The sequence below is a fragment of the Anabaena sp. 54 genome, assembly GCF_017355725.1.
GTDB lineage: Bacteria > Cyanobacteriota > Cyanobacteriia > Cyanobacteriales > Nostocaceae > Dolichospermum > Dolichospermum heterosporum.
The window spans coordinates 20,612-42,709 of record NZ_JAAVWA010000018.1 but is presented as its reverse complement, the minus strand read 5'-3'; the positions used below and the strand labels follow the sequence as shown (position 1 = coordinate 42,709).

Genomic DNA, 22,098 nt, shown 5'->3' with positions numbered 1-22,098 from the left:
TTATTCACCAAGCCAGTAAATCCTGTCCGGTTTTGCCTAGATAAAATGAAGCGCCTACAATTTAGTTAAATATTTAGTCAATGGCTTCAGAAGTTGTTAATCCCTGATTTGCTGATCTTCTAAATATACCAGTACCCCGGTTCTCATCTGTTTCCTTGTTGTGAAACTTATGTTTTTCAAAGACTGAATCGTATTTACCATCCTTGAGTACTGAGTCTGGCAACCTGTGCAATGGCTTGTATATATGGTGTTCTTGACCTTCTACCCAAAATGGCGCATTTGACACAGCATTATAGGTACAATGGAGAATAGTGCGGGGCATATCTGAGTGATTGACATCTGACCAGTGCAAGGTATTACCGTGCAAAAATAGCACGTCCCCCATTTCCATCTCACAATGTACCATTTCCAGTCTTGCCAAAATCTTTTCTACTCGACTAGGATCAGTACAATAATCATTGCCAAACTTAAATTGGTCAATACGACCCATTAAATGAGATTTCTTGACTACCTGGAGACATCCGTTGTTTTTAGTGTGTTTATCAACAGCAATTGTACAGGTTAATATGTTTGGAAACAAGCAACCATCATGATACCAAAACCAATAATCTTGATGAAAACCTACTACACTTTCAGAGTGAGGTTGCTTTCTGACAATTTTAGAGTGCCAGTGATAGCATTCTTTGCCCAGTAGTGCTTCAGATGCATCAACAACCCGCGCCATTCTGGGAATAACCCCCAGCATCGTATCGCTTAAATCACTCCAACTGGCAACCTTAAAAACCCTACCTTGGTCATCAATGACAGATGTCTGTGCCCCTCTAATTTCCGGATCTTCCTCACAAGCTAACCTCAAGGGTTCGAGTTCTTCAGGATCAAAAAACCCAGGAATGATGACAAATCCCTCAGCGTGATATTCCGCAATTTGTGCTGATGATAGGGGACGAGTTGTAATTATTTTCTGTTGATCTATGTTTGGTAGAGGAGTTTCTTGAGAGGATGTTTGAGTAACCATAATTATTCTCCTGCAATTATTGATTCAAATGGATTGTTGTTCTTAGGTGATAAATTCTGGACGATCTGACAAAGCTGTTTTTATAATATCCAGGGATGTTTGCAGTTCCAATCCTGTAAGTTCCAACCTTGGTGGACGCACGAAGGTATTTCCCCAGCCAACAGCCTGCTGCATCAGCTTTGTCATCTGGACAAACTTCGGATCTGCGTTGAGTCGCATCAAAGGCATCATCCATTTGTAAAGACGAAAAGCTTGATCATCCTCTTTTTGAATAGCATAGTTAAACAGGGCTACACTTTCTTTTGGCAAAGCATTGGCAGTTCCTGCTACCCAAGATGTTGCCCCTGCGGCTACACCTTCGACTAAGATATCATCCATCCCTACAGATATAGAAAGTCGCTCTCCAAGTAGGGAACGAATAGCTGTAATTCTACGTACATCAGTAGTTGCTTCTTTAACGGCACAAAGATGAGAATGATCCGCCGCTAGTTCGGCAATATGTTCTGGCAAAAAATCAGTTCCGTAGGCATCTGGGTCATTGTATAACATACAGGGTGTGTCTGTGGCTTCGATGACAGCAGCTACATGAGCCTTCATCTCATACCAATCTGTGCTGTATTGATAGGGTGGTAAAATCATTAAGCCACTACAACCTAATAATGTAGCTTTTTTTGCCAAGGCTACTGCTTGGGCTGTTGTCATCGCACCAATACCAGAAATAACTGGTACGCGATCGCCAACCGCTGTTATGCAAGTTTGGAGAACCTGAATTTTTTCATCAAAGCTTAGGGAGGTTGCTTCTCCAAGTGTGCCATTAGCAACAATACCTGTACAGCCATTATCCACTAACCAATTGACGTGTTTAGCTGTATACTCCGCATCGAAACTTAAGTCTTGTTTAAAGCCAGTTGTGATTGCTGGCATTACACCTTGCCATTTCATTATATTACCTACTATTTCAGTGGATTTTGCATCAGGTTTTAATGATGAATTTTTAATTCATTAGGACTTAATTACTGTATAAATTAACCTTTATCTGTATGAAGGAAATTGCGTCATTTCAGACTTTGGGGTATGAATTTTATACAAATAGAGTCCTATTCATGTTGGTGCTAGAGATTTAGTTTCTAATTAATGAAAGCTCTGTTTCAATTGCTAATGATGGCAAAGATAAGGTTGTATCTAGCTGGTTGAGTATTTGCCGAATTAATGACATGCCTTCCAAAAAATTATCAGTATTCCGCGCTAGAGCTATTCTGATATATCTCTCTCCTTGAGCAGGATTATACCAGAAGAAGTAACTGCCTGGTAAAACGTAAATCCCTCCTGTACAGAGAATTCTTTGTAATTCTGTGGCTGTGAGATTGGGTTCCATAATTTCACACCAAGCCACACTGACTTTACCTTTTGGTTTTTGTATTTTTAGAATACTATTATCAAAAATTTCTTCTATAATTTTTCTGTTAGTATTTAAAAGATTTTTTGTGGAAGTAAACTGGTATCTTTGAGAATCCTTTATATACTCTGTGAGAAAATTCAGAATAAAAGGCGATACATTTAGTATGTAAGCTGTATAGATACTATACATCTCGTCATAAAGATTATCGCTTACTTTCAGCATGGCTATTTTGGCATCTTGAATCGGCCAGGTTTTACCTGTATCTTCAATTGCCATATATTTTACACCTGATTCCCTTAATATTTTATAGGTATCATATAGTTCAATTTCCTCATCATTCATTAAGAAGTTCGCAAAGCAATAATCTATTATCAGAATTTTGTCATAGTCTTTACAGAACCTGACTAGATTTTCAAAAGATTGCTTATTTTTTTTATCCAGCAGAGTGAAACCGGTGGGATTATTCGGATCTATAATAAATATAGCATCAGTTTTTACATGATTTTTCAGGTTTTCATAAATTTTATCTTCTTCATGAAGTAATTCCTCTTTTAAAGGAGAAAGAGGTATTTCCATGTGCATCAATATTTCATATAGATTGTCAAAGCAAGGCTCCAGTAAACTCACTGTTAATCTCTTTTTTAAGAGAAAGTTAGCTACCTGAATTGTTGCAATTGAAGCAGCATAATGCAGCATAATATTGTTCGGCATTAAGGCTGACTCAATTTTTCTCACTTTATAGAAAGTCTCAATAAATCTTGTATTGAGAACCTCTTGTTTGATTTTTTCAGATTCCAGCCATAATTCTGGCAATCTTTTTACAATTTCTAATTGAGAGATAGATTGGGATTGATGGGTATGAGCATCAGCAAAATTGTATTTGTGTTTAAGTGCTTGAACTTCATGTTGCGTTAAATCTTCAAATTTGATCTGATTCATAATTACCCTCGCAGAAGCAAAAATATTTTATTCCCTGTTTATAGCCACTATCGAACTGTTTTGTAAAATGGCTGAAACTCAATCAGAACTTCGTATTAAGACAACTTTACATACCGTTGTATGACTTTAGTTTTTTCTATATACTTAGTTTTCGTGGATTAATATACAATGACTTAATAGTTAAAATGTAATACCTTAATAAAAGTTTACTTAACGGGTGACAAGGCTGTTGAAGATGAGATGTAGCAATAATTTGAGAAATTTGTTGTCCCCAACGTCCCCACCCACAAGCAGCCATTTCACTACATATTTACCACTACCGTGTTTTTTCTTACTTAAGGTTCTTCCGTACCTGTTATGCCAAACATGAGTTTATTTACCCCACAACCCATATAAATAAAGGGTTTTATTGTTCTTGATACCAAATTTGTCAAAATAACCAATGAATTAAAGTAAAATCCTTATATAACAAGAATTTTGGGATTTAAAAAAAATAATTTAGCATAACAAGTACCGAAGAGCCTTACTTAATGGCTGAATTGAGGTCAATAATAGTTGCTATATGCGCCCGTTTTCAACATCTTCCCCTACTCCCAACTTTTCCACCATTATTTGTTCACGAGTTTCTCCAAAAGCTAAAGTCAACAGGGGATTTGCTTCTAAAGCCGGGAGAGTAGCACTAATATTATCAAGATCATTTCTAAATGTACTGGGCAACTTTACCACAAACATCATCGTTCTTATTGCATAGAACAAAGATAGACTCAACCACAAGATATGGTTACTGGAGAACTTAACGGCAGCAAAATTCACAGGTGCAAATCCGATAAAAAGAGCGACTAAGCTAACATTACGGAGGGTATGTCCTTGTGCTAAACCTAAGAAGTATCCTTCCAGTGTAAAATCTATAGAACTAAGTACCAAGGCCAGTACCAACCAGGGAACAAAAGTATCTATCTTAGAGATGATTTCGGTGTGGTTAGTGAATAATCTAAAAACACTATCGGGAAATAATATACATATTCCACCGAAAAATATTCCTACAATCAGAGCAGTTAAGACAGAAAAACTAACTAGAGGTGCTAACTGGTGTGAATCTCCTTTTCCTTTAAAGTTTCCGACCAAACTTTCTGTACCGAATCCGATTCCTTCAATAAAATATGTATTAAAGCTGATTATCTGCCACAACAAAGAATTCTGTGCGTAAACTAGCATTCCCATCTGTACTCCTTGATAACTAAATGTTAAGGAGATAAACAGAAGAACTAAATTGCTAATAAAGATGTTGCCATTGAGAGTTAAGTTAGATTTTATAGCTGAGATGTCCCATATTTTAAACGCTATAGATATCACTTCCAACCACTGGAATTCTCTACAAAAAAATATCAATCCTACCAACAACAATATATATTGGCTGGCAGCAGAAGAAACTCCTGCTCCCATACTTTCCCACCCTAAGTTGATAATAAACAGATAGTCAAGTCCAATTTTCACACCATTACCAACTACTGATAACAGCACAACTAAGCCATTTTTTTCTCGCCCTAGAAACCAACCTATCAGAACAAAATTGAGCAAAACCGCAGGCGCTCCCCAAATTTGGGTGTTGAAATAGGCAAGACCTGAAGATTTGATTTCTAGGGGGACATTGAGGATGGTAAACCCAAGCTCTCCCAAAGGGTATTGTAAAAGTATGAGGGCAATACCCAGCACCAAAGCTATTAAACCATTACGCAATCCTATCAATAACATTTCTTCCCTGTCATCTCGTCCAACCGCTTGCGCTGTGACTCCAGTAGTCCCCATTCGTAAAAAGAGTAAAACGAAGTAGAGAAAGTTGAGCAAGTTGCCAGCAAGGATGACTCCGGCGAAGTTGTTGATTTCTTCAAGATGACCCAAAAATATGACACTGACTAAATTAGCTACCGGGATCATAATATTCGATAGGACGTTGGCTAGAGCTAATTGGAAATAGCGAGGTATGAAATCATACTTGTTTTTGAGTGTCGGGTTCATTTTTTAAGTAAGTAGTAGTCTGTCAAAGATATTTTAACGGGTAATGGTTCTATTCCTCCTCTGCTCCCTCTACTTGTCTTCATCCTCTATACTCAAAACGGCTGGAAGCTGGACTTTTTTATCATACAAAGAACAAGTTCAAAGCCTCTCCCCGCAAGGGGGAGAGGTTTACCAGAGGGGTTTCATATTTGGTTAAACTATGAACCGTTTTCAGTATATCTCCCCTTAGAGGGTGTTTGAAAAGTTATGGTCAATGTATCAAATATTTTTTACCCCACCCTAACCCTCCCCTTTACAAGGGGAGGGAACTGGATTTTTATTGTTTCCCCTTTTACAAGGGGAAAGGGGGGTAGCAATGTGATGAAAATTACGGAATACCACTTTTCAAACATCCTCTAAGAGGGTGTTTGAAAAGTCTCAATCCATACTAAGTAGGTTGGTGTTGAAAATTGTCGTTATGGCAAGGCAATAGGCAATAGGCAATAGGCAAGAGTGAAGAGGGTTTGGGCGATTTTACGTTTCTTTAGAGGTTGTTTGAAAACTTTTTCGTGTGGGATCTGACACCCGCAGATCCCCCTAAGTCCCCCTTAAAAAGGGGGACTTTGAGGAATTTAGCCCCCCTTTGTAAGGGGGGTTGGGGGTATCTCGATTAATTCTGATACTTTTCAAACATCCTCTTACACAGTTTGGTTTTATTGTGTTCACCTACTTACTTTAAAAAATTAGATAAATGGTGATACTCTGGAATAGAATCCTACATATACATTTTTAAGAGTTATGAATTATAAATTATCACGAATGGCAGCGATTCAATCGCCAATTATTCCGGTGGTGGGAGAATTAATTAAAAACTCTCCTGGGACAATTTCTTTAGGACAAGGTGTGGTTCACTATCAACCACCAGATACCGCAATGGAATTATTACCAAAGTTCCTGGCTGAACCTAAAAATCATCTTTATCAACCCGTTATCGGGATTCCTGAATTATTAACAGTATTAGCAGCAAAGTTATCAATATTTAATAGTCTTGATATCAATGAAGAAAATGCTATTGTGGTGACAGCAGGTAGCAATATGGGGTTTATAAATGCTATTTTAGCAATTACTTCTCCTGGTGATGAAATTATTTTAAATACTCCCTACTATTTTAATCATGAAATGGCAATTAAAATGGCAGGTTGTCATCCGGTATTAGTTGCCACAGATACAAATTATCAATTAATTCCTAAAGCCATAGCCGCCGCAATTACAGATAAAACCCGTGCGGTAGTGACGATTTCTCCGAATAATCCTACAGGTGTTATTTATTCAGAAACAGCATTAAAACAAGTTAATGAAATTTGTCGAGAAAGGGGAATTTATCATATTAGTGATGAGGCTTATGAATATTTTACTTATGACGGTGTAAAACATATTTCACCGGGGGCATTTGCGGGCAGTCATCAATATACAATTTCTCTGTTTAGTTTGTCGAAAGCTTATGGTTTTGCTAGTTGGCGAATTGGTTATATGGTAATTCCTCAACATCTATTAATTGCTGTGAAAAAAGTCCAAGATACCATTTTAATTTGTCCACCTGTGGTTTCTCAATATGCAGCTTTGGGGGCTTTACAAGTAAAAGATGATTATTTAAAAGATAATATTGGGACTATTGCTAAAGTTCGAGAAATAGTAATTGATTCACTGCGATCGCTTCAGGATTTATGTACAATTACACCAGCTAATGGTGCATTTTACTTTTTCTTGAAAGTGCAGACAAAAATGAATGATTTGGAATTAGTGAAAAAACTGATTCAAGAACACAAAATAGCAGTGATTCCGGGAACAACCTTTGGGATGGAAGATGGTTGTTATTTGCGGGTTGCTTATGGTGCGTTACCAGCAGATACAGCTAAAGCAGGTATAGAAAGATTAGTCAAAGGTTTGCAAAGTATCGTATTATAGCCACATAACAAAAATTAATATTCGGATTTTCCCATGAGTCAAATAGTTTGGATAGCAAGACACGCTAACCGCCTTGATTTCGTATATCCCGATTGGTTTCTAACCGCCGAAAGACGGTATGATCCACCTTTATCAGATGATGGTATGATTCAGGCGCAGCAGTTAGCAAAGCGACTTAAAGGGGAAAAAATCGCCCATATTTTTGCTTCTCCATTTTTGCGAACTATCCAAACGGCAAATGCGATCGCTGAAGTTTTGGATTTATCTATTAAACTGGAAGTAGGTTTGAGTGAATGGCTTAATCCCGAATGGATGACTGAAGAACCGGAAAAACTCCCAACTTCAGCTTTAGTCAAATTATTTCCCAGAATTGATACCAGTTACACATCACGCATAGCCGCAAAATACCCGGAAACTCATCAACAGGTGCGGGAACGTTCGGCACAAACTGCCAGGTGTTTATCTACTGAATTCTCCCCCCATGATATCCTATTGGTGGCACATGGCGCGTCTGTCTTGGGTGCAGCAATGGGATTTGTAGGGGACATAGCCAAAAATGAAGTCAAAGCTTCTCTATGTTCTTTAGTAAAAGTTGTCCGCCAAGATTCAGAATGGTTGTTAGCACTAAAGGGTGATACGTCCCATTTGACGAAAGTTGAAGAATTGGTGAGATTTGTGTAAATATTTAATGAGGATTTTCTCTAAATCACAACTAACGCTGACTCAGCAAAAGTAACTTACTAACTGATAAATTTTATGACATTGCTACTGGCCGGAGACATAGGCGGAACAAAAACTATTTTGCGTTTAGTGGAATTTTCAGAAACACTGGGATTAAAAACTCTGCACGAAGAGAGTTTTCGCAGTGGAGATTTTCCTGATTTAGTCCCCATCGTCCAAAGGTTTTTGACTACAGCTAACTCTAGCACACCAGAAAAGGCTTGTTTTGCGATCGCAGGACCAGTAGTGGAAAACACCGCCAAGTTGACCAATTTAGCCTGGTTTCTCGATACAAATCGTTTAACTCAAGAATTGGGTATTCTATCAATTTCCCTGATTAATGACTTTGCGGCTGTTGGTTACGGCATTTTTGGATTAACAAAACAGGATTTACTAACTTTACAAGTTGGTAAATACCAACCAGCAGCACCAATGGCTGTAATCGGTGCAGGAACTGGGTTAGGACAAGGATTTTTGATTAAACAAGACCATCAATATCAAGTCTTTCCTTCCGAGGGTGGACACGCAGATTTTGCACCACGCAATGAATTAGAATTTCAACTGTTGAAATATCTAGTAGATAAACATGATATTCCACGAGTCTCCGTAGAAAGAGTAGTTTCCGGGTTAGGAATTACCTCCATTTACCAATTTTTACGAGATAGAAAAATAGCCACCGAATCACCAGAAATTGCCCAAGCAGTCAGAACATGGGAACAAGAAGCACAGACAACCGAAAAAACCGTTGATCCAGGGGCCCTTATTGGCGCTGCTGCACTGCAAAAAAGCGATCGCCTTTCCGAACAAACCATGCAATTATTTATAAAAGCCTACGGTGCAGAAGCCGGCAATCTAGCCTTAAAACTCCTCCCCTATGGCGGATTATACATTGCCGGTGGTATCGCCCCCAAAATCCTCCCCTTAATGGAAAATGGTAGTTTCCTCTTGAATTTTATCCAAAAAGGCAGAATGCGTTCTCTTCTCGAAGAAATCCCCGTGCATATAATTCTTAATCAACAAGTGGGATTAATTGGTGCAGCTTTGTCTGCCTCTAGGTTATAACTAGTAGTCTGTCAACCCAAAAATGACGGGTGAAGGCAAGCAGGGGGAGAAGAGAGGCACCAGGGGTAGGGGAGGGAAGAACAGAAGTTTTTTCCGATCATTACCCGTCAAAATAAATTTGACGAACTACTAGCAACGTCAGGAGTCAGAAAGTTTGTTGACACTCTCCGGTCTAAAGACGCGAAGATTCTATAGAGAGTTTCAGTCTATATCCCTCAGTTATCCCAGTTTCAGGCACTGCCTTAAATATTTGGGTTCTTGCCCTGATTTCGTTGGCCCTGGCGGGCGAAATCATATCTGACAAGCGTAACTTTCCGAGAGTCCCTCGGTAGCTTTTTATGTCTTTAGTGACAATATAGTTGTATCACGAATATGGATTAAAATCAATGCAGGATTTATCCTGCCTCTAGCCTTCATCCCTTGTCTAAAGCCCAAATGTGGCTTCCTGAGTCACCCACATTTTCAAGGGTTTTCGGCGTTCTTCCTTATAAATCGGTAAATTATTGATTAAATAGTAATTGCTGAACAGTGATGGCTGAATGCTTATTTCTTAATAACAGTGAAATCTGCATCTACAAATTTTATAAATTATGAATAGCAAAATTTTACTATCTTTGATTGCTGCCACCTTTTTATCTAGCAATTACGCCGTCGCCGAAGTCCATTTATCCAAACCCAAAGTTGCCGAAAAAAAACCTATTGTTCCCGCAGTAATACAGCCCAAATGGCGAACATTTACATCCCCTGATGGATATTTCACCGTATTAATGCCAGGAATGCCCAAGCGAAAAACCCAAATCCAAAAAACCTATATGGGAAAAATAAAATTAGAAATATTTTTAATCCAACCACCGCAACAAGAAGCTGCATATATAGTCACATACAATGAATTTCCTGATAGCTATGTCCAGATGACTAACCCCCAAACAATCATGGATCAAGCCCAATATGTAGAACTAACAACCACCAAAAGTAGATTACTAAATCAGCGCAATATTCGCAGTTCTAACTTTCATCCCGGCAAAGAAATTGAATATGTTAATGCTATCGGTAAAATTACTAAAACCAGAATGTTTGTTGCTCATGGTAGATTATATAAAGTTATGGCTATCGTCTCCAAAAAACAGCATGAAACTTTAAATAAAACTATTACAGGCTATTTAAATTCCTTCAGCTTAGTTGTTAAACCTTAATTGAGAATGAGTAATATCGGTGAAATATTCAGGAGTCCGAAAAAATGATCATCACTGAAATGCCAACGCAATTACTAACTAACACTTGGATAACAGCAACTTGGGATGAATATATTCAGGTTATTGAAAATTATCCTGATCAAAAAGCCAAAGGCTATTATCACAATGGAAAAATGAGGATAGAAATGCCACCAATCGGAAATGATCATGCCAGTGACCATAGTATGATTATTTTTGCTGTTAACCTATTTGCGACTATTAAAGGAATTAAATTTAATAGCAAAGATAATTGTACATACAGAAAAATCGGATTTCAAGAAGTCCAACCAGATGTTTCTTATTACATTGCTGAAAAAGCAAATGCTATTCCCTATGGAACTTCCATTGTTAATTTAGATATTTATCCCATACCAGATTTAGTAATTGAAGTTGCGAGTAGTTCCCTAGCTGATGATAAAGGGGAAAAACGCCTGATGTATGAAGATTTAGGTGTAGCCGAATACTGGGTACTTCATGTGCAGAATGTCCAAGTTATCCCTTTTATGATTGAAAATGGTGGCAGTAAAAGAATTAGTGAATCTCAAGTATTACCAGGGTTACAAATTTCTTTACTAAACGAAGCATTAAGAAAAACTCGACAAATGGATCATAGTCAAGTTTGTGCTTGGTTGTTAAGCCAATTTCAGCAATAAGCGACACGAGCAGTTCGACAAGCTCACTGACCACGGTTTTAACCGCAGTGGTATTTCATGCTAAAATGAGATTGTGAGTAAGAAAACCAGATTGCTATATAATATTTATGGGCTAACCATAATTACGGTGGATCAAAAGTTTAAATTTTATGATGTCCCGTTGTTAATAACTGAATCATAAATTAGTTGTGCAAAATACATTATCTATATTCAACCTCTCCCATAATTGTTTCTGTGGTGTGATAAGCAGGTTTGCTTTTTATGTATTTTTGTTGTTAATCGGCTGGATTATTATATATACTCAAAACGGGTAGAAGCTGGGCTTTTTTATCATACAAAGAACAAGGTTCAAAGCCTCTCCAATTATAAAAGCTGCTCCTTTTCCCTCCCTTGTAGGGGAGGGTCAGGGAGGGGTGCGGGGAGAGGTTTACCAGAGGGGTTTCCTATTTGTGAGCAGAGTATTAATAATTTTGGTGATTATGGCAGGACATAGTAAATGGGCAAATATTAAACGTCAAAAAGCCGTAGTAGATGCAAAAAGGGGAAGTATATTTACCCAACTATCACGGGCAATAATTGTGGCTGCGAGAAACGGTGTACCAGATCCAGCAGGTAATTTTCAACTACGGACAGCCATTGATAAAGCCAAAGCAGCGGGGATTCCCAATGATAATATTGATAGAGCCGTTGCTAAAGGTGCAGGTACTTTCAGTGATCACAGCATCCTTGAAGAAATTCGCTACGAAGGTTACGGTCCCGGTGGTGTCGCTATTTTAATTGAAGCCCTCACAGATAACCGGAATCGAACTGCGGCAGATTTGCGCGTCTCTTTTAGCAAAAATGGCGGAAACTTGGGAGAAACAGGTTGTGTAAGTTGGATGTTTTCCCAAAAAGGAGTTTGTGTCGTCGAAGGTGTAATTGATGAAGACAAGCTTTTAGAAGCTTCCTTAGAAGGAAATGCCGAATCTTATGAAATCATGGCAGAGGAAACAGTTGAGGTATTTACAGAAATAGCAAATTTGGAGAAACTCAGCCAAACCTTAAAAGCAAAAGGTTTTAAAGTCACAGATATAGAATTGCGTTGGCTTCCTGGTAATCAAGTAGAAGTTACAGATGCAGATCAAGCTAAATCTCTCCTCAAATTAATTGATACTCTAGAAGGGTTAGATGATGTCCAAAGTGTGACAGCTAATTTTGAAATGGCAGATGGTTTAATGGAACTTAGTATAATCTAGCACTAAATCAATAAAAAGGCTTGGTAAATCGCCAAGCCCATATATACCAAGTGTTTACTATAGTCGCTTAATGTACCTGAATTAATGCTGAAATTCATCTATCTATGGTAGTGTATCAATAACCCCCTGTGGTTGCCCTAAATACCGGGGTAGGCACAAGGCCTACCCCTACATTAAATCTAAACTCAAGTTGACACTCTCAGCGGCTTTAGCCACTGAGCTTTACCCTTACCGGATATTCCTGTAAAATACATTTGTGACTATATCTGAGCAAATCTTACCACTGTATAAAAACCCAGAACGGTTAGAAAATCGGCTGGGAGAAATTCCCCCAGAACCGGGGGTTTATTTGTTGCGGGATGGCAGCGATCGCCTAATATATATAGGTAAATCTCGTAAATTGCGTTCTCGTGTCCGTTCTTATTTCCGGGACTCCACTAACAAGACTGAACGCATTAACACAATGGTTAAGTTAGTGACAGAAATTGAATTCATTGTCACTGATACCGAAGCAGAAGCATTAGCCCTAGAAGCCAATTTAATTAAGCAGCATCAGCCATATTTTAACGTCTTACTCAAAGATGATAAAAAATATCCTTATCTGTGCATTACTTGGTCAGATGAATATCCGCGCATTTTCATTACCCGCAAACGTCAATTAGGAAAAGCCAAAGATAAATATTACGGTCCTTATACAGATTCCGGTTTATTACGAGAAATTGTCCATTTGTGTAAAAAGATTTTTCCTTTACGACAAAGACCACAACCTTTATTTAAAGATCGTCCCTGTTTAAATTATGATATTGGTCGTTGTCCTGGTGTTTGTCAAAAATTAGTTTCCCCGGTTGAATATGCAAAAATTGTCCAAAAAGTAGCGATGGTTTTTCAAGGCAGAACTCAGGAACTAATTGATATTTTAACAGCACAAATGGAAACAGCCGCAGCAGAATTGAATTTTGAAACTGCGGCAAAAATTCGTGATCAAATTGGAGCATTAAAATCCCTCCATGCTGCTCAAAAAGTATCCTTACCTGATGATACAGTATCACGAGATGCGATCGCTTTAGCCGCCGATGATCAACACGCCTACATTCAATTATTCCAAATTCGCGCCGGTCAATTAGTGGGACGCTTGGCTTTTGTTGCTGACTCCCACCCTGAACCGGGAGCAATTTTACAACGAGTTTTAGAGGAACATTATCAAACAGCAGAAAGTGTAGAAATTCCCAGCGAAGTCTTAGTACAGCATGATTTACCAGATAGTGAAATTTTGTCCGCTATTCTAACAGAACGCAAAGGTAGAAAAGTGACAATTTTCAATCCTTTGCGACAAAGTAAGGCAGAATTAATAGAAATGGTCGAAAAAAATGCCCAATATGAATTACAAAGAATGCAAAAATTGGGTGATAGTAATTTACAAGCAACCCAAGATTTAGCCGCTATTCTCGACTTACCAGATTTACCCAAACGCATTGAAGGATATGATATTTCTCATATTCAAGGAACTAATGCAGTAGGTTCTCAAGTCGTATTTATTGATGGTTTACCAGCCAAACAATATTACCGACATTATAAAATTAAAAATCCTGATATTACAATTGGTCATTCCGATGATTTTGCCAGTTTAGCAGAAGTTATTAAGAGAAGATTTCGTAAATATATTGAAGATCCGAAATTAGCAAGATTAGGTAATACTGACTGGCCTGATTTAATTATGATTGATGGTGGTAAAGGTCAACTATCTGCCGTTGTGGGGATTTTAACGGAAATGAATCTATTCGCAGATTTGCGGGTTCTCAGTTTAGCCAAAAAACGAGAAGAAATCTTTTTACCCCACTCATCAAAACCTTTAGAAACAGACTCAGAACAACCAGGAGTCCAGTTATTACGAAGATTGCGAGATGAAGCTCATAGATTTGCTGTCAGTTTTCATCGTCAACAAAGAAGTGATAAACTAAAGCGATCGCATTTAGATGAAATTCCCGGTTTAGGACAAAATCGGCAAAAGTTGTTATTAGCGCATTTTCGCTCTCTTGATTATATTCGTCAAGCTACAACTACACAATTAACTGAAGTTCCCGGAATTGGTTCACGGTTAGCGCAAGATATTTATGATTATTTCCATCCTGTTTAAATATATTTTTTCAGAGATACGAACCACAGAGGACACAGAGGACACAGAGGTAAAACAATTTCTTAATCAATACCTTCTCCATTTTTTGTAGGTCGGGTTAAGCGACAGCGCAACCCGACGCATTTGTTGGGTTATGGCTATGGCTTCTACGTCGCCACGCAAGCTATCGCCACACTTCGTGAACGTACCTCAACCTAGAGGTATTGTTAATTGAATTGTATTGGTTCTTGACTTCTGCTGTATTATTAACCATAGTTGTAAATACCATAGTGTTACCAGATGAAAATCAGTCTCTGTATGATTGTAAAAAATGAAGAAACTAGCTTACCAAAATGTCTAGGAAGTGTTAATAATTTTGTTGATGAAATTGTAGTTCTTGATACGGGTTCAACTGACAAAACCCCACAAATTGCTCAACAATTTGGGGCTAAAGTGTATTATTTCCCCTGGAATAATAACTTTAGTTCGGCTCGAAATGAAGCTTTAAAATATGTGACAGGTGATTGGATTTTAGTTTTAGATGCTGATGAAACTTTGACAGATGAAATTATCCCCTTACTTAAAACAGTTATTAGCAAAGAAGAATATTTGGTAATTAATTTAGTACGTCAAGAAGTCGGTTCAACACAATCACCTTATTCTCTGGTTTCTCGACTATTTCGTTATCATCCTAATATATCTTTTGATCGCCCTTATCATGCTTTAATTGATGATAGTGTCACCGCAATTCTCACTCAAGAACCACATTGGCAAATTGGTTATTTACCAGGAGTAGCAATTCTCCATACAGGTTATCAAAAAGCTGTAATTAATGAACAGAATAAATATGCTAAAGCCGCAGCCGCAATGGAAGAGTTTTTTGCCAGTCACCCCAATGATGCTTATGTATGCAGTAAATTAGGAGCTTTGTATATGCAAATGGGGAAAATTGATGCGGGTATGGAGTTATTAAATCGAGGATTAAATCAATTAATTGGTAATCAGGTTAATGAAGAAAAAAAAACGTTAAGTAAATTCAAACATTCGCAGTCACAGAAATTTGCAGTTGATTTTGATGAAGATATAAATTACGATATTTTATATGAATTACATTACCATTTAGGAATTGCTTACACGAATTTACAAAATTTATCCCCAGCTATTTCTCATTATCAAGCTGCGGTGAAATTGCCTATCTATCCCCTTTTGAAATTAGGAGGATATAATAATTTAGGAAATTTACTCAAAAATGTAGGAGATTTACCAGCAGCAAAAATTGCTTATGAAACAGCCATAAAAATTGATCCTAATTTTGTAACAGGTTATTATAATTTAGGCATGGTATGCAAAGCAATGAGGTTATTTAGTGAAGCTATTGATGCCTATAATAATGCCATTAATTTGAATCCTGATTATGCAGAAGCTTATCAAAATTTAGGGGTTGTACTCTTGAAAATTGGCGATGTTCAAGGTAGTTTAGAAGCTTTTGAATATGCCATTTCTCTCCATGAATTAAACAACCCTGAAGAAGCAAAACGACTTTATCAAGGTTTAAAGGAAATGGGTTTGATTTGATTTTAGGTTACTTTTTTAACAAATAGAACCCGATCATTTCTTTCATAGATTTTATACCAAATTCTATCTTTATCATTAACTTGATATATTTCTTGGGTATTGATAATCTCTTGATTATCAATGTTTCTAAATTCATATTTACCAACTTTTTTAATTTCTTTATCTGGCTGAATTTCCAGATGATTAATTAACTTTGGATCATATTTTGCATAAAATAGATAATAGATATATGGCTGATTTATTTGATTATCAATGACTATTTTATTAAATCTATCCTGATTAATAATTACATAATTCATGAAATCCTTAATTCCATATTGGAACATTTCTCTAGTCAGGGTTTGTTGAGGATATCTATGAAAATAAACATAACTAAAACTAGGAATATTCATTATTCCTAGAAAGATCACAATCACAATCAACTTCTTTTTTAGTTGGATATCTTTTATGGAATCAACTATTATTTTTAACCCAAAAATCACAAATATAATAGTTAAAGGTAATCCATGAATCATTCTTAATGTATGGTAATATGTTTCTGTTAAACTGGCAGGAATTGGGGCAATAAAAAGCCATGCAAGTAATAATAAGATGATCTGACGATGTGGATAAGTTAAACTATCTTTCTTAAAAGCTAGAGTAAAACATCCCAGAATTCCTATATAAAAAAATACTGATAGAAAATCATAATTAGCACCAAAGCCGGGAACTCTCTGCATAACATTAGAATCACTAATACCAAAGTTAAACTCTGGTGAAAAATAGCTCAAATATCTTAATAAAAATTTCCCAAAAATAATAAATATATTTTCTTCTTGACCAAAAATTGAAACAATCTTAAACCTACCGTTGTATCTATCAGGATCAGCAAAAGTTAATAAATATATTGGCGATACAAAAATGATATAACTTAATAAAAATATGGTTATTTTAGTGATATTCTTACGCAAGAAAATTATCATTAATGCTATTAATAGAAGTGGCACAAATAATTTTTGACTTGGGTAAGAATAGGTTAGTATTCCTGCACAAATGGATGCTATAATTAACCTATAAGATTGTTTTGGATTGTTTTTAACAGCCCATAAAAATACTGTCATAAATAACAGCATAAAAAATGGCACAATGCTGGGAGGAATAGCCCATCTGGAAAGGGTGATATGCCAGGGTATAATTGCCAGAAGAAAAGCAGCTATTAAGGCTAATTTTTTATCATTAAGAACTTGTAGACTAAATAAGTATATGAGAACGACCGTACCCACTCCTAATAAGGCAACAGGTAAGCGGATCGAAAATTCTGATAATCCGAATAATTGTACAAAAGGAATTGTGATATAAGTGATAACAGGTGATACCCAATCACCAAAAGATTCCAACATAATTGGCAGAAAATTCCCATGATGATCCCGCATGGTAGCAATTAGGGAGTATGCGTCATAACCATTTATGGCTTCATCTTGATTTAAGGCAATAGGATTATTAGCAAGATTATATATTCTCAGTAATAGAGAAATCGCAATTATTAACACCGAATAGACATTATTCATATTGAGAATGCACCCTAAAAAAAGTCACTGATACCGAAAACTCAAAACTTTTAAGTCTTGAGTTTCGGGAATTAGAAATTATGCTAAATCCGAGAACGGACGAATTTCTCTAATCTATCCATTCCCTTTTCAATTGTCGTCATATCAGTAGCGTAGGAAAGACGAATATTTTTATCAGCGCCGAAAGCAACACCGGGAATAAGTGCAACTTGATGTTCTGCTAATAAAGCATCACAAAATTCCAGGGATTTCAAGCCGGTTTTGCTGATATCAGGGAAGAGGTAAAATGCACCGTCTGGTTTAGCGGTACTCAAACCCGGAATAGCTTTGAGTCTTTCAAACATTACCTGACGACGTTTAGCGAAAGCTTGACGCATTTCCTCTACACAGTCTTGGGAACTTTCTAAAGCGGCGATCGCTCCATATTGAGCAAAAGTACACACATTTGATGTACTATGTCCTTGGATATTGCTGGCGGCTTTGATAATTTCCACAGGTCCAGCTAAATAACCCAAACGCCAACCGGTCATGGAGTAACCTTTAGCGAAACCGTTACTAATTAAGGTGCGAGAAAAGATTTCCTCACCTAAAGAACCTATGCTGATATGTTCTACACCATCATAGAGAATCTTTTCATAAATCTCGTCAGATACAACATAGATATCTGCATCAACTATTACCTGCGCCAAGGCTTTGATTTCCCCCGGCGTGTAGACCATTCCCGTGGGGTTAGAAGGGGAATTAAGGACAAACAACTTTGTTTTTGGGGTAATAGCTTTTTTTAGCTGTTCTGGGGTGATTTTGTAGCCAGTGGAAGCATCTGTTTCCACAATCACCGACTTACCACCAACTAATGTCACCATTTCGGGATAACTTAACCAGTAGGGTGAAGGAATAATCACCTCATCACCTGGGTCAATAAGTGCCACAATCAAATTATACAGAGAATGCTTACCGCCATTGGTGACAAGGACATTCTCTGACTTATAATTAAGACCATTATCATTTTTCAGCTTGTGTGCGATCGCTTCCCGTAATTTTGGTTCACCAGCGGCTGGACCATACTTGGTTTTACCTTCATCCAAAGCCTTTGCGGCTGCGGCTTTGATATGCGCTGGGGTGTCAAAATCCGGTTCACCCGCGCTAAAACTACAAACATCTATCCCCTCGGCTTTCATAGCCTTAGCTTTAGCTGCGATGGCTAAAGTGATGGAGGGTGTTACCTGACTTACTCTTGCTGCCAGCTTCATTCTACTTTAATTTCGCCAATATCCTTTCTATCTAAGGATATCCCAGAATCATATCCGAGATTTGCCCTTTCTAAATTCTTTTCTCTCCCAGATGGGGACAATTTAATTTACTTCAAGACTTGACAAGACGAAAATTTTGGTTTACACTTATGTTATTAGTAGAAATCTGTCCGCGCATATATATACTAAACACGGGTGAGATTTAAACTTTTGCCAAATGACAAAGAACCCAGATGTGTAGTAGGGGTAAAGCAAAAGCTGATATGTGTCAACTTAAGCTCAAATCCCTACCACATCTCGTTCCTAGTCAGAGACTAGGAATGCAGTTGATGAGGCTCTGCCTCTAATATCATTGAAGGCAGAGCCTTCTAGAATTCATTCCCAGTCAGAGACTGGGAATGAGACGACTTGAGGTTTTTCGTAATTTTGTAAAAGTCCATGTCTGAACCGTGTTTAGCTTAAACAGTAGAAGCCTCTCACCTACCCGATAGGGAAGTGATGAGATGAATACAATACGCGCGAGTCAGGAATTGCCCAACGAACAAAATTAAGCGCAGCTTAATCAGTGTTGTTGGGCGATGTTAGCGAAGCGGCACGAAGTGCGGAATGAACACTTTCTTGATTTTTTTTCAAATATTTGATATAATTTTCAACACTAGGTGTAACTCAATTAAATGCACCAAAAGCAGCCTATCAAAATAAAAGCTAATTGTTTGGCTTAACCAAAGAACCGTGTGACACACGGTCTTAAAGCTCAGTTAATGTCTTCATAGAAGAGTCGCGCTCGTTGCCCACACTCACCTGAAAGGGAGTGTGTGGAGTATGTCACTAAGTAGGTTGGTGTTGAAAATTGTCGTTATGGCAAGGCAAAAGGCAAAAGGCAAGAGGCAAGAGTGAAGAGGGTTTGGGCGATTTTACATTTCTTTACACAGTTTGGTTTTATTGTGTTCACCTACTTATAGTAAATTTTTGGATTGTCGGAATCAGGATATCTGGTTACTGAGCGAAGTAGAAGTACAGGATTAAAGGATATACAAGATTATGATATTATCATTACCTGAATATCCTGGAAATCCTGATTCAGACAAATAAGAATCACCAACCCCCCACCAAACATCATCCAATAACATCCTGTAAATCCTGAATATCCTGGAAATCCTGATTCAGACAAATAAGAATCACCAACCCCCCACCAAACATCATCCAATAACATCCTGTAAATCCTGAATATCCTGGAAATCCTGATTCAGACAAATAAGAATCACCAACCCCCCACCAAACATCATCCAATAACATCCTGTAAATCCTGAATATCCTGGAAATCCTGATTCAGACAAATAAGAATCACCAACCCCCCACCAAACATCATCCAATAACATCCTGTAAATCCTGAATATCCTGGAAATCCTGATTCAGACAAATAAGAATCACCAACCCCCCACCAAACATCATCCAATAACATCCTGTAAATCCTGAATATCCTGGAAATCCTGATTCAGACAAATAAGAATCACCAACCCCCCACCAAACATCATCCAATAACATCCTGTAAATCCTGAATATCCTGGAAATCCTGATTCAGACAAATAAGAATCACCAACCCCCCACCAAACATCATCCAATAACATCCTGTAAATCCTGAATATCCTGGAAATCCTGATTCAGACAAATAAGAATCACCAACCCCCCACCAAACATCATCCAATAACATCCTGTAAATCCTGAATATCCTGGAAATCCTGATTCAGACAAATAAGAATCACCAACCCCCCACCAAACATCATCCAATAACATCCTGAATATCCCGATTCAAACAAATAAAAATCACCAACTCTTAAAGTAATTTCTCTCCCCGGCGGTAAATTTCCTGGGCGTAGTCTGTCCAAATACCTTGCCCCCAATAACGAAAACAGCTAGTTTGTAATAAGAGATTATGTAATAGTAGTTGGCGGTAGTGACTGTCTTGAGTCAAATTTACACTGGATTGCTCTGATAATAAATCGTCGAATTTCTCATGAAATAAATTGCTCAATTTGTACATGGGAGATAAAACATTTTCGTATCCTTGCACCCAACTAATATGATTAGTCCATGATGCCCCATCAATATGAAAATTGGGGTGTTTTTTTTTCAGTTCTTGAATCACATTTTCTACAACATCTGGTTGATAATTATCTTCGGCAATTTGCGCCCAGATTTGATGTTGCCCACTTGCTTGACAAATAGGAAAGTCTTCGGGTTGACAACCTGCTGCTGCTAATAATTCTAAATATTCTGTACCGCAAACACCAACAACACCAGTTTTACCTCCCCCATTTTGCACCATATCCCCCCAAGCTCGTTGAAAACCGCCGGGAAATTCGTTCATCATTACACCACCATTTTCACCATCACCTATTTGACTAACTATGGGGGGTACAACAACATCACCTAATTTTTGTTTAGATAAAGTTTTGGCTTCATAATATGGCTGCATTTGGGCAACTAATTTAGTATCTGAACCTTGGGTTTTAATCAATGCAGTAATACTAATTTCTTCTCCGTAGGAATTGCGAGCTATTAACCGATGGGGTAAATGTTTAGAATTTAAAGGCTGACCATTAATTGTTTCTACAGTATGTTCTTGCACTAATAACCAACGATAACCACATTCTTTCAATGCTTTAATAAATGCAAATAAGGTATCTGGATGGTTTGGTAAGTGCATTTCTGGAGGGGAAAATCCTTTGACTCTTGCTAATGCTTCCCATCCGAAAATTGCCGCAAAATAATGTTGCCAAGCGATAATGTGTAGTTTAATATCTGCTATAGGTGTGGAAGGGATGACGGCATGACTCCACATAGTCCCCAACCATTCCACATAGGGTTGGTAGGTAGGATTGCAAGTGATGTGTTTGAGATTATCTAGAATATCACTTCTGCCCATTTGTACCAATCCCCATAAAAGATTACCAGAATAATCCAACATCACACGGGGATTACAACCTTGTGCAACTAATTCAGGAATAAAATCTCCCATGCGACTATAACAACTAGCAAAAGGGGCAGCATTGTGGTTATCTCCCTCTTGCTGATGTGTAAACATATATTGCAAATTGCTGATTAATGCACCATTATTCCCGGCTGGGATAGTGGGTTGGTGCATATGTAGAGCGATCGCAAATACTGCATTAATATCTGCTAATTTCAGATTAGTAATCGGTAAAAAAATAGGTTCATTGTGGTTAACTACAGTCAACACTTCCTTTTCCCAACCGCAGATATTTGGCAGATCATCAATAATTTCGGGTAATGTAGGTATATTTGGTAATTTAAACATTCATAATGCCTCAAACATAATGTATAACTAACAATCTTGCACCGAAATTGGCAATTTATGCGTAGTTATTCACTCCCCC

Annotated in this window: 15 protein-coding genes; 8 read left to right on the top strand and 7 right to left on the bottom strand. The window is 37.6% G+C overall.

Features of this window, described 5'->3' with window-relative positions:
* Window positions 1-73: 73 nt before the first annotated feature.
* From HEQ36_RS16380 to gntT, 4 genes are all read right to left on the bottom strand, one after another.
* Entirely contained in the window at window positions 74-1,015 is a 942-nt protein-coding gene (locus HEQ36_RS16380; RefSeq protein ID WP_168636722.1) for a phytanoyl-CoA dioxygenase family protein, read from the bottom strand.
* Window positions 1,016-1,057: 42 nt separating this feature from the next.
* A complete protein-coding gene (locus HEQ36_RS16375) occupies window positions 1,058-1,957 on the bottom strand; it encodes a dihydrodipicolinate synthase family protein (RefSeq protein WP_205748597.1) in 900 nt (299 codons plus the stop codon).
* A gap of 178 nt (window positions 1,958-2,135) precedes the next feature.
* Window positions 2,136-3,353, bottom strand: a complete 1,218-nt coding sequence (locus HEQ36_RS16370; RefSeq protein ID WP_168636723.1) for an aminotransferase class I/II-fold pyridoxal phosphate-dependent enzyme — start codon at window positions 3,351-3,353, stop codon at window positions 2,136-2,138.
* A 558-nt stretch (window positions 3,354-3,911) separates the two neighbouring features.
* Window positions 3,912-5,369, bottom strand: a complete 1,458-nt coding sequence (gene gntT, locus HEQ36_RS16365; RefSeq protein ID WP_053539481.1) for a guanitoxin biosynthesis MATE family efflux transporter GntT — start codon at window positions 5,367-5,369, stop codon at window positions 3,912-3,914.
* 777 nt (window positions 5,370-6,146) lie between these two features.
* On the opposite strand from gntT, the gene HEQ36_RS16360 reads away from it, so the two are divergent.
* The 8 genes from HEQ36_RS16360 to HEQ36_RS16325 all read left to right on the top strand — a co-directional run bounded on the left by HEQ36_RS16360 (window position 6,147) and on the right by HEQ36_RS16325 (window position 15,903).
* On the top strand, window positions 6,147-7,313 hold the full coding sequence (locus HEQ36_RS16360) for a pyridoxal phosphate-dependent aminotransferase (protein ID WP_053539482.1): 1,167 nt from the start codon (window positions 6,147-6,149) through the stop codon (window positions 7,311-7,313).
* A 33-nt stretch (window positions 7,314-7,346) separates the two neighbouring features.
* The gene (locus tag HEQ36_RS16355; protein WP_053539483.1) at window positions 7,347-7,994 is read left to right on the top strand and encodes a histidine phosphatase family protein; all 648 of its coding nucleotides are present in this window, start codon (window positions 7,347-7,349) and stop codon (window positions 7,992-7,994) included.
* Window positions 7,995-8,069: 75 nt separating this feature from the next.
* The gene (locus HEQ36_RS16350) at window positions 8,070-9,095 is read left to right on the top strand and encodes a glucokinase (protein WP_039203311.1); all 1,026 of its coding nucleotides are present in this window, start codon (window positions 8,070-8,072) and stop codon (window positions 9,093-9,095) included.
* Between the two features lie 590 nt (window positions 9,096-9,685).
* The gene (locus HEQ36_RS16345) at window positions 9,686-10,288 is read left to right on the top strand and encodes a hypothetical protein (protein ID WP_027401100.1); all 603 of its coding nucleotides are present in this window, start codon (window positions 9,686-9,688) and stop codon (window positions 10,286-10,288) included.
* A gap of 44 nt (window positions 10,289-10,332) precedes the next feature.
* Complete coding sequence (locus HEQ36_RS16340; protein WP_168636724.1) at window positions 10,333-10,980, top strand: Uma2 family endonuclease; 648 nt, start codon at window positions 10,333-10,335, stop codon at window positions 10,978-10,980.
* Window positions 10,981-11,459: 479 nt separating this feature from the next.
* Window positions 11,460-12,215: a YebC/PmpR family DNA-binding transcriptional regulator gene (locus HEQ36_RS16335; protein ID WP_039200743.1), complete on the top strand. Its 756-nt coding sequence runs from the start codon at window positions 11,460-11,462 to the stop codon at window positions 12,213-12,215.
* 256 nt (window positions 12,216-12,471) lie between these two features.
* Complete coding sequence (gene uvrC / locus HEQ36_RS16330; protein WP_053539485.1) at window positions 12,472-14,349, top strand: excinuclease ABC subunit UvrC; 1,878 nt, start codon at window positions 12,472-12,474, stop codon at window positions 14,347-14,349.
* Window positions 14,350-14,628: 279 nt separating this feature from the next.
* Window positions 14,629-15,903: a glycosyltransferase gene (locus tag HEQ36_RS16325; RefSeq protein ID WP_168636725.1), complete on the top strand. Its 1,275-nt coding sequence runs from the start codon at window positions 14,629-14,631 to the stop codon at window positions 15,901-15,903.
* A gap of 2 nt (window positions 15,904-15,905) precedes the next feature.
* Here HEQ36_RS16325 and HEQ36_RS16320 read toward each other — a convergent pair whose 3' ends face one another.
* From HEQ36_RS16320 to HEQ36_RS16310, 3 genes are all read right to left on the bottom strand, one after another.
* Window positions 15,906-17,450 carry a phospholipid carrier-dependent glycosyltransferase gene (locus HEQ36_RS16320; protein WP_053539487.1) on the bottom strand — a complete coding sequence of 515 codons (1,545 nt, stop codon included), beginning with the start codon at window positions 17,448-17,450 and terminating at the stop codon, window positions 15,906-15,908.
* An 83-nt stretch (window positions 17,451-17,533) separates the two neighbouring features.
* Window positions 17,534-18,700, bottom strand: a complete 1,167-nt coding sequence (locus tag HEQ36_RS16315; RefSeq protein WP_168636726.1) for a pyridoxal phosphate-dependent aminotransferase — start codon at window positions 18,698-18,700, stop codon at window positions 17,534-17,536.
* 1,834 nt (window positions 18,701-20,534) lie between these two features.
* A complete protein-coding gene (locus HEQ36_RS16310) occupies window positions 20,535-22,019 on the bottom strand; it encodes a glycosyl hydrolase family 57 (RefSeq protein WP_168636727.1) in 1,485 nt (494 codons plus the stop codon).
* Window positions 22,020-22,098: the final 79 nt, after the last annotated feature.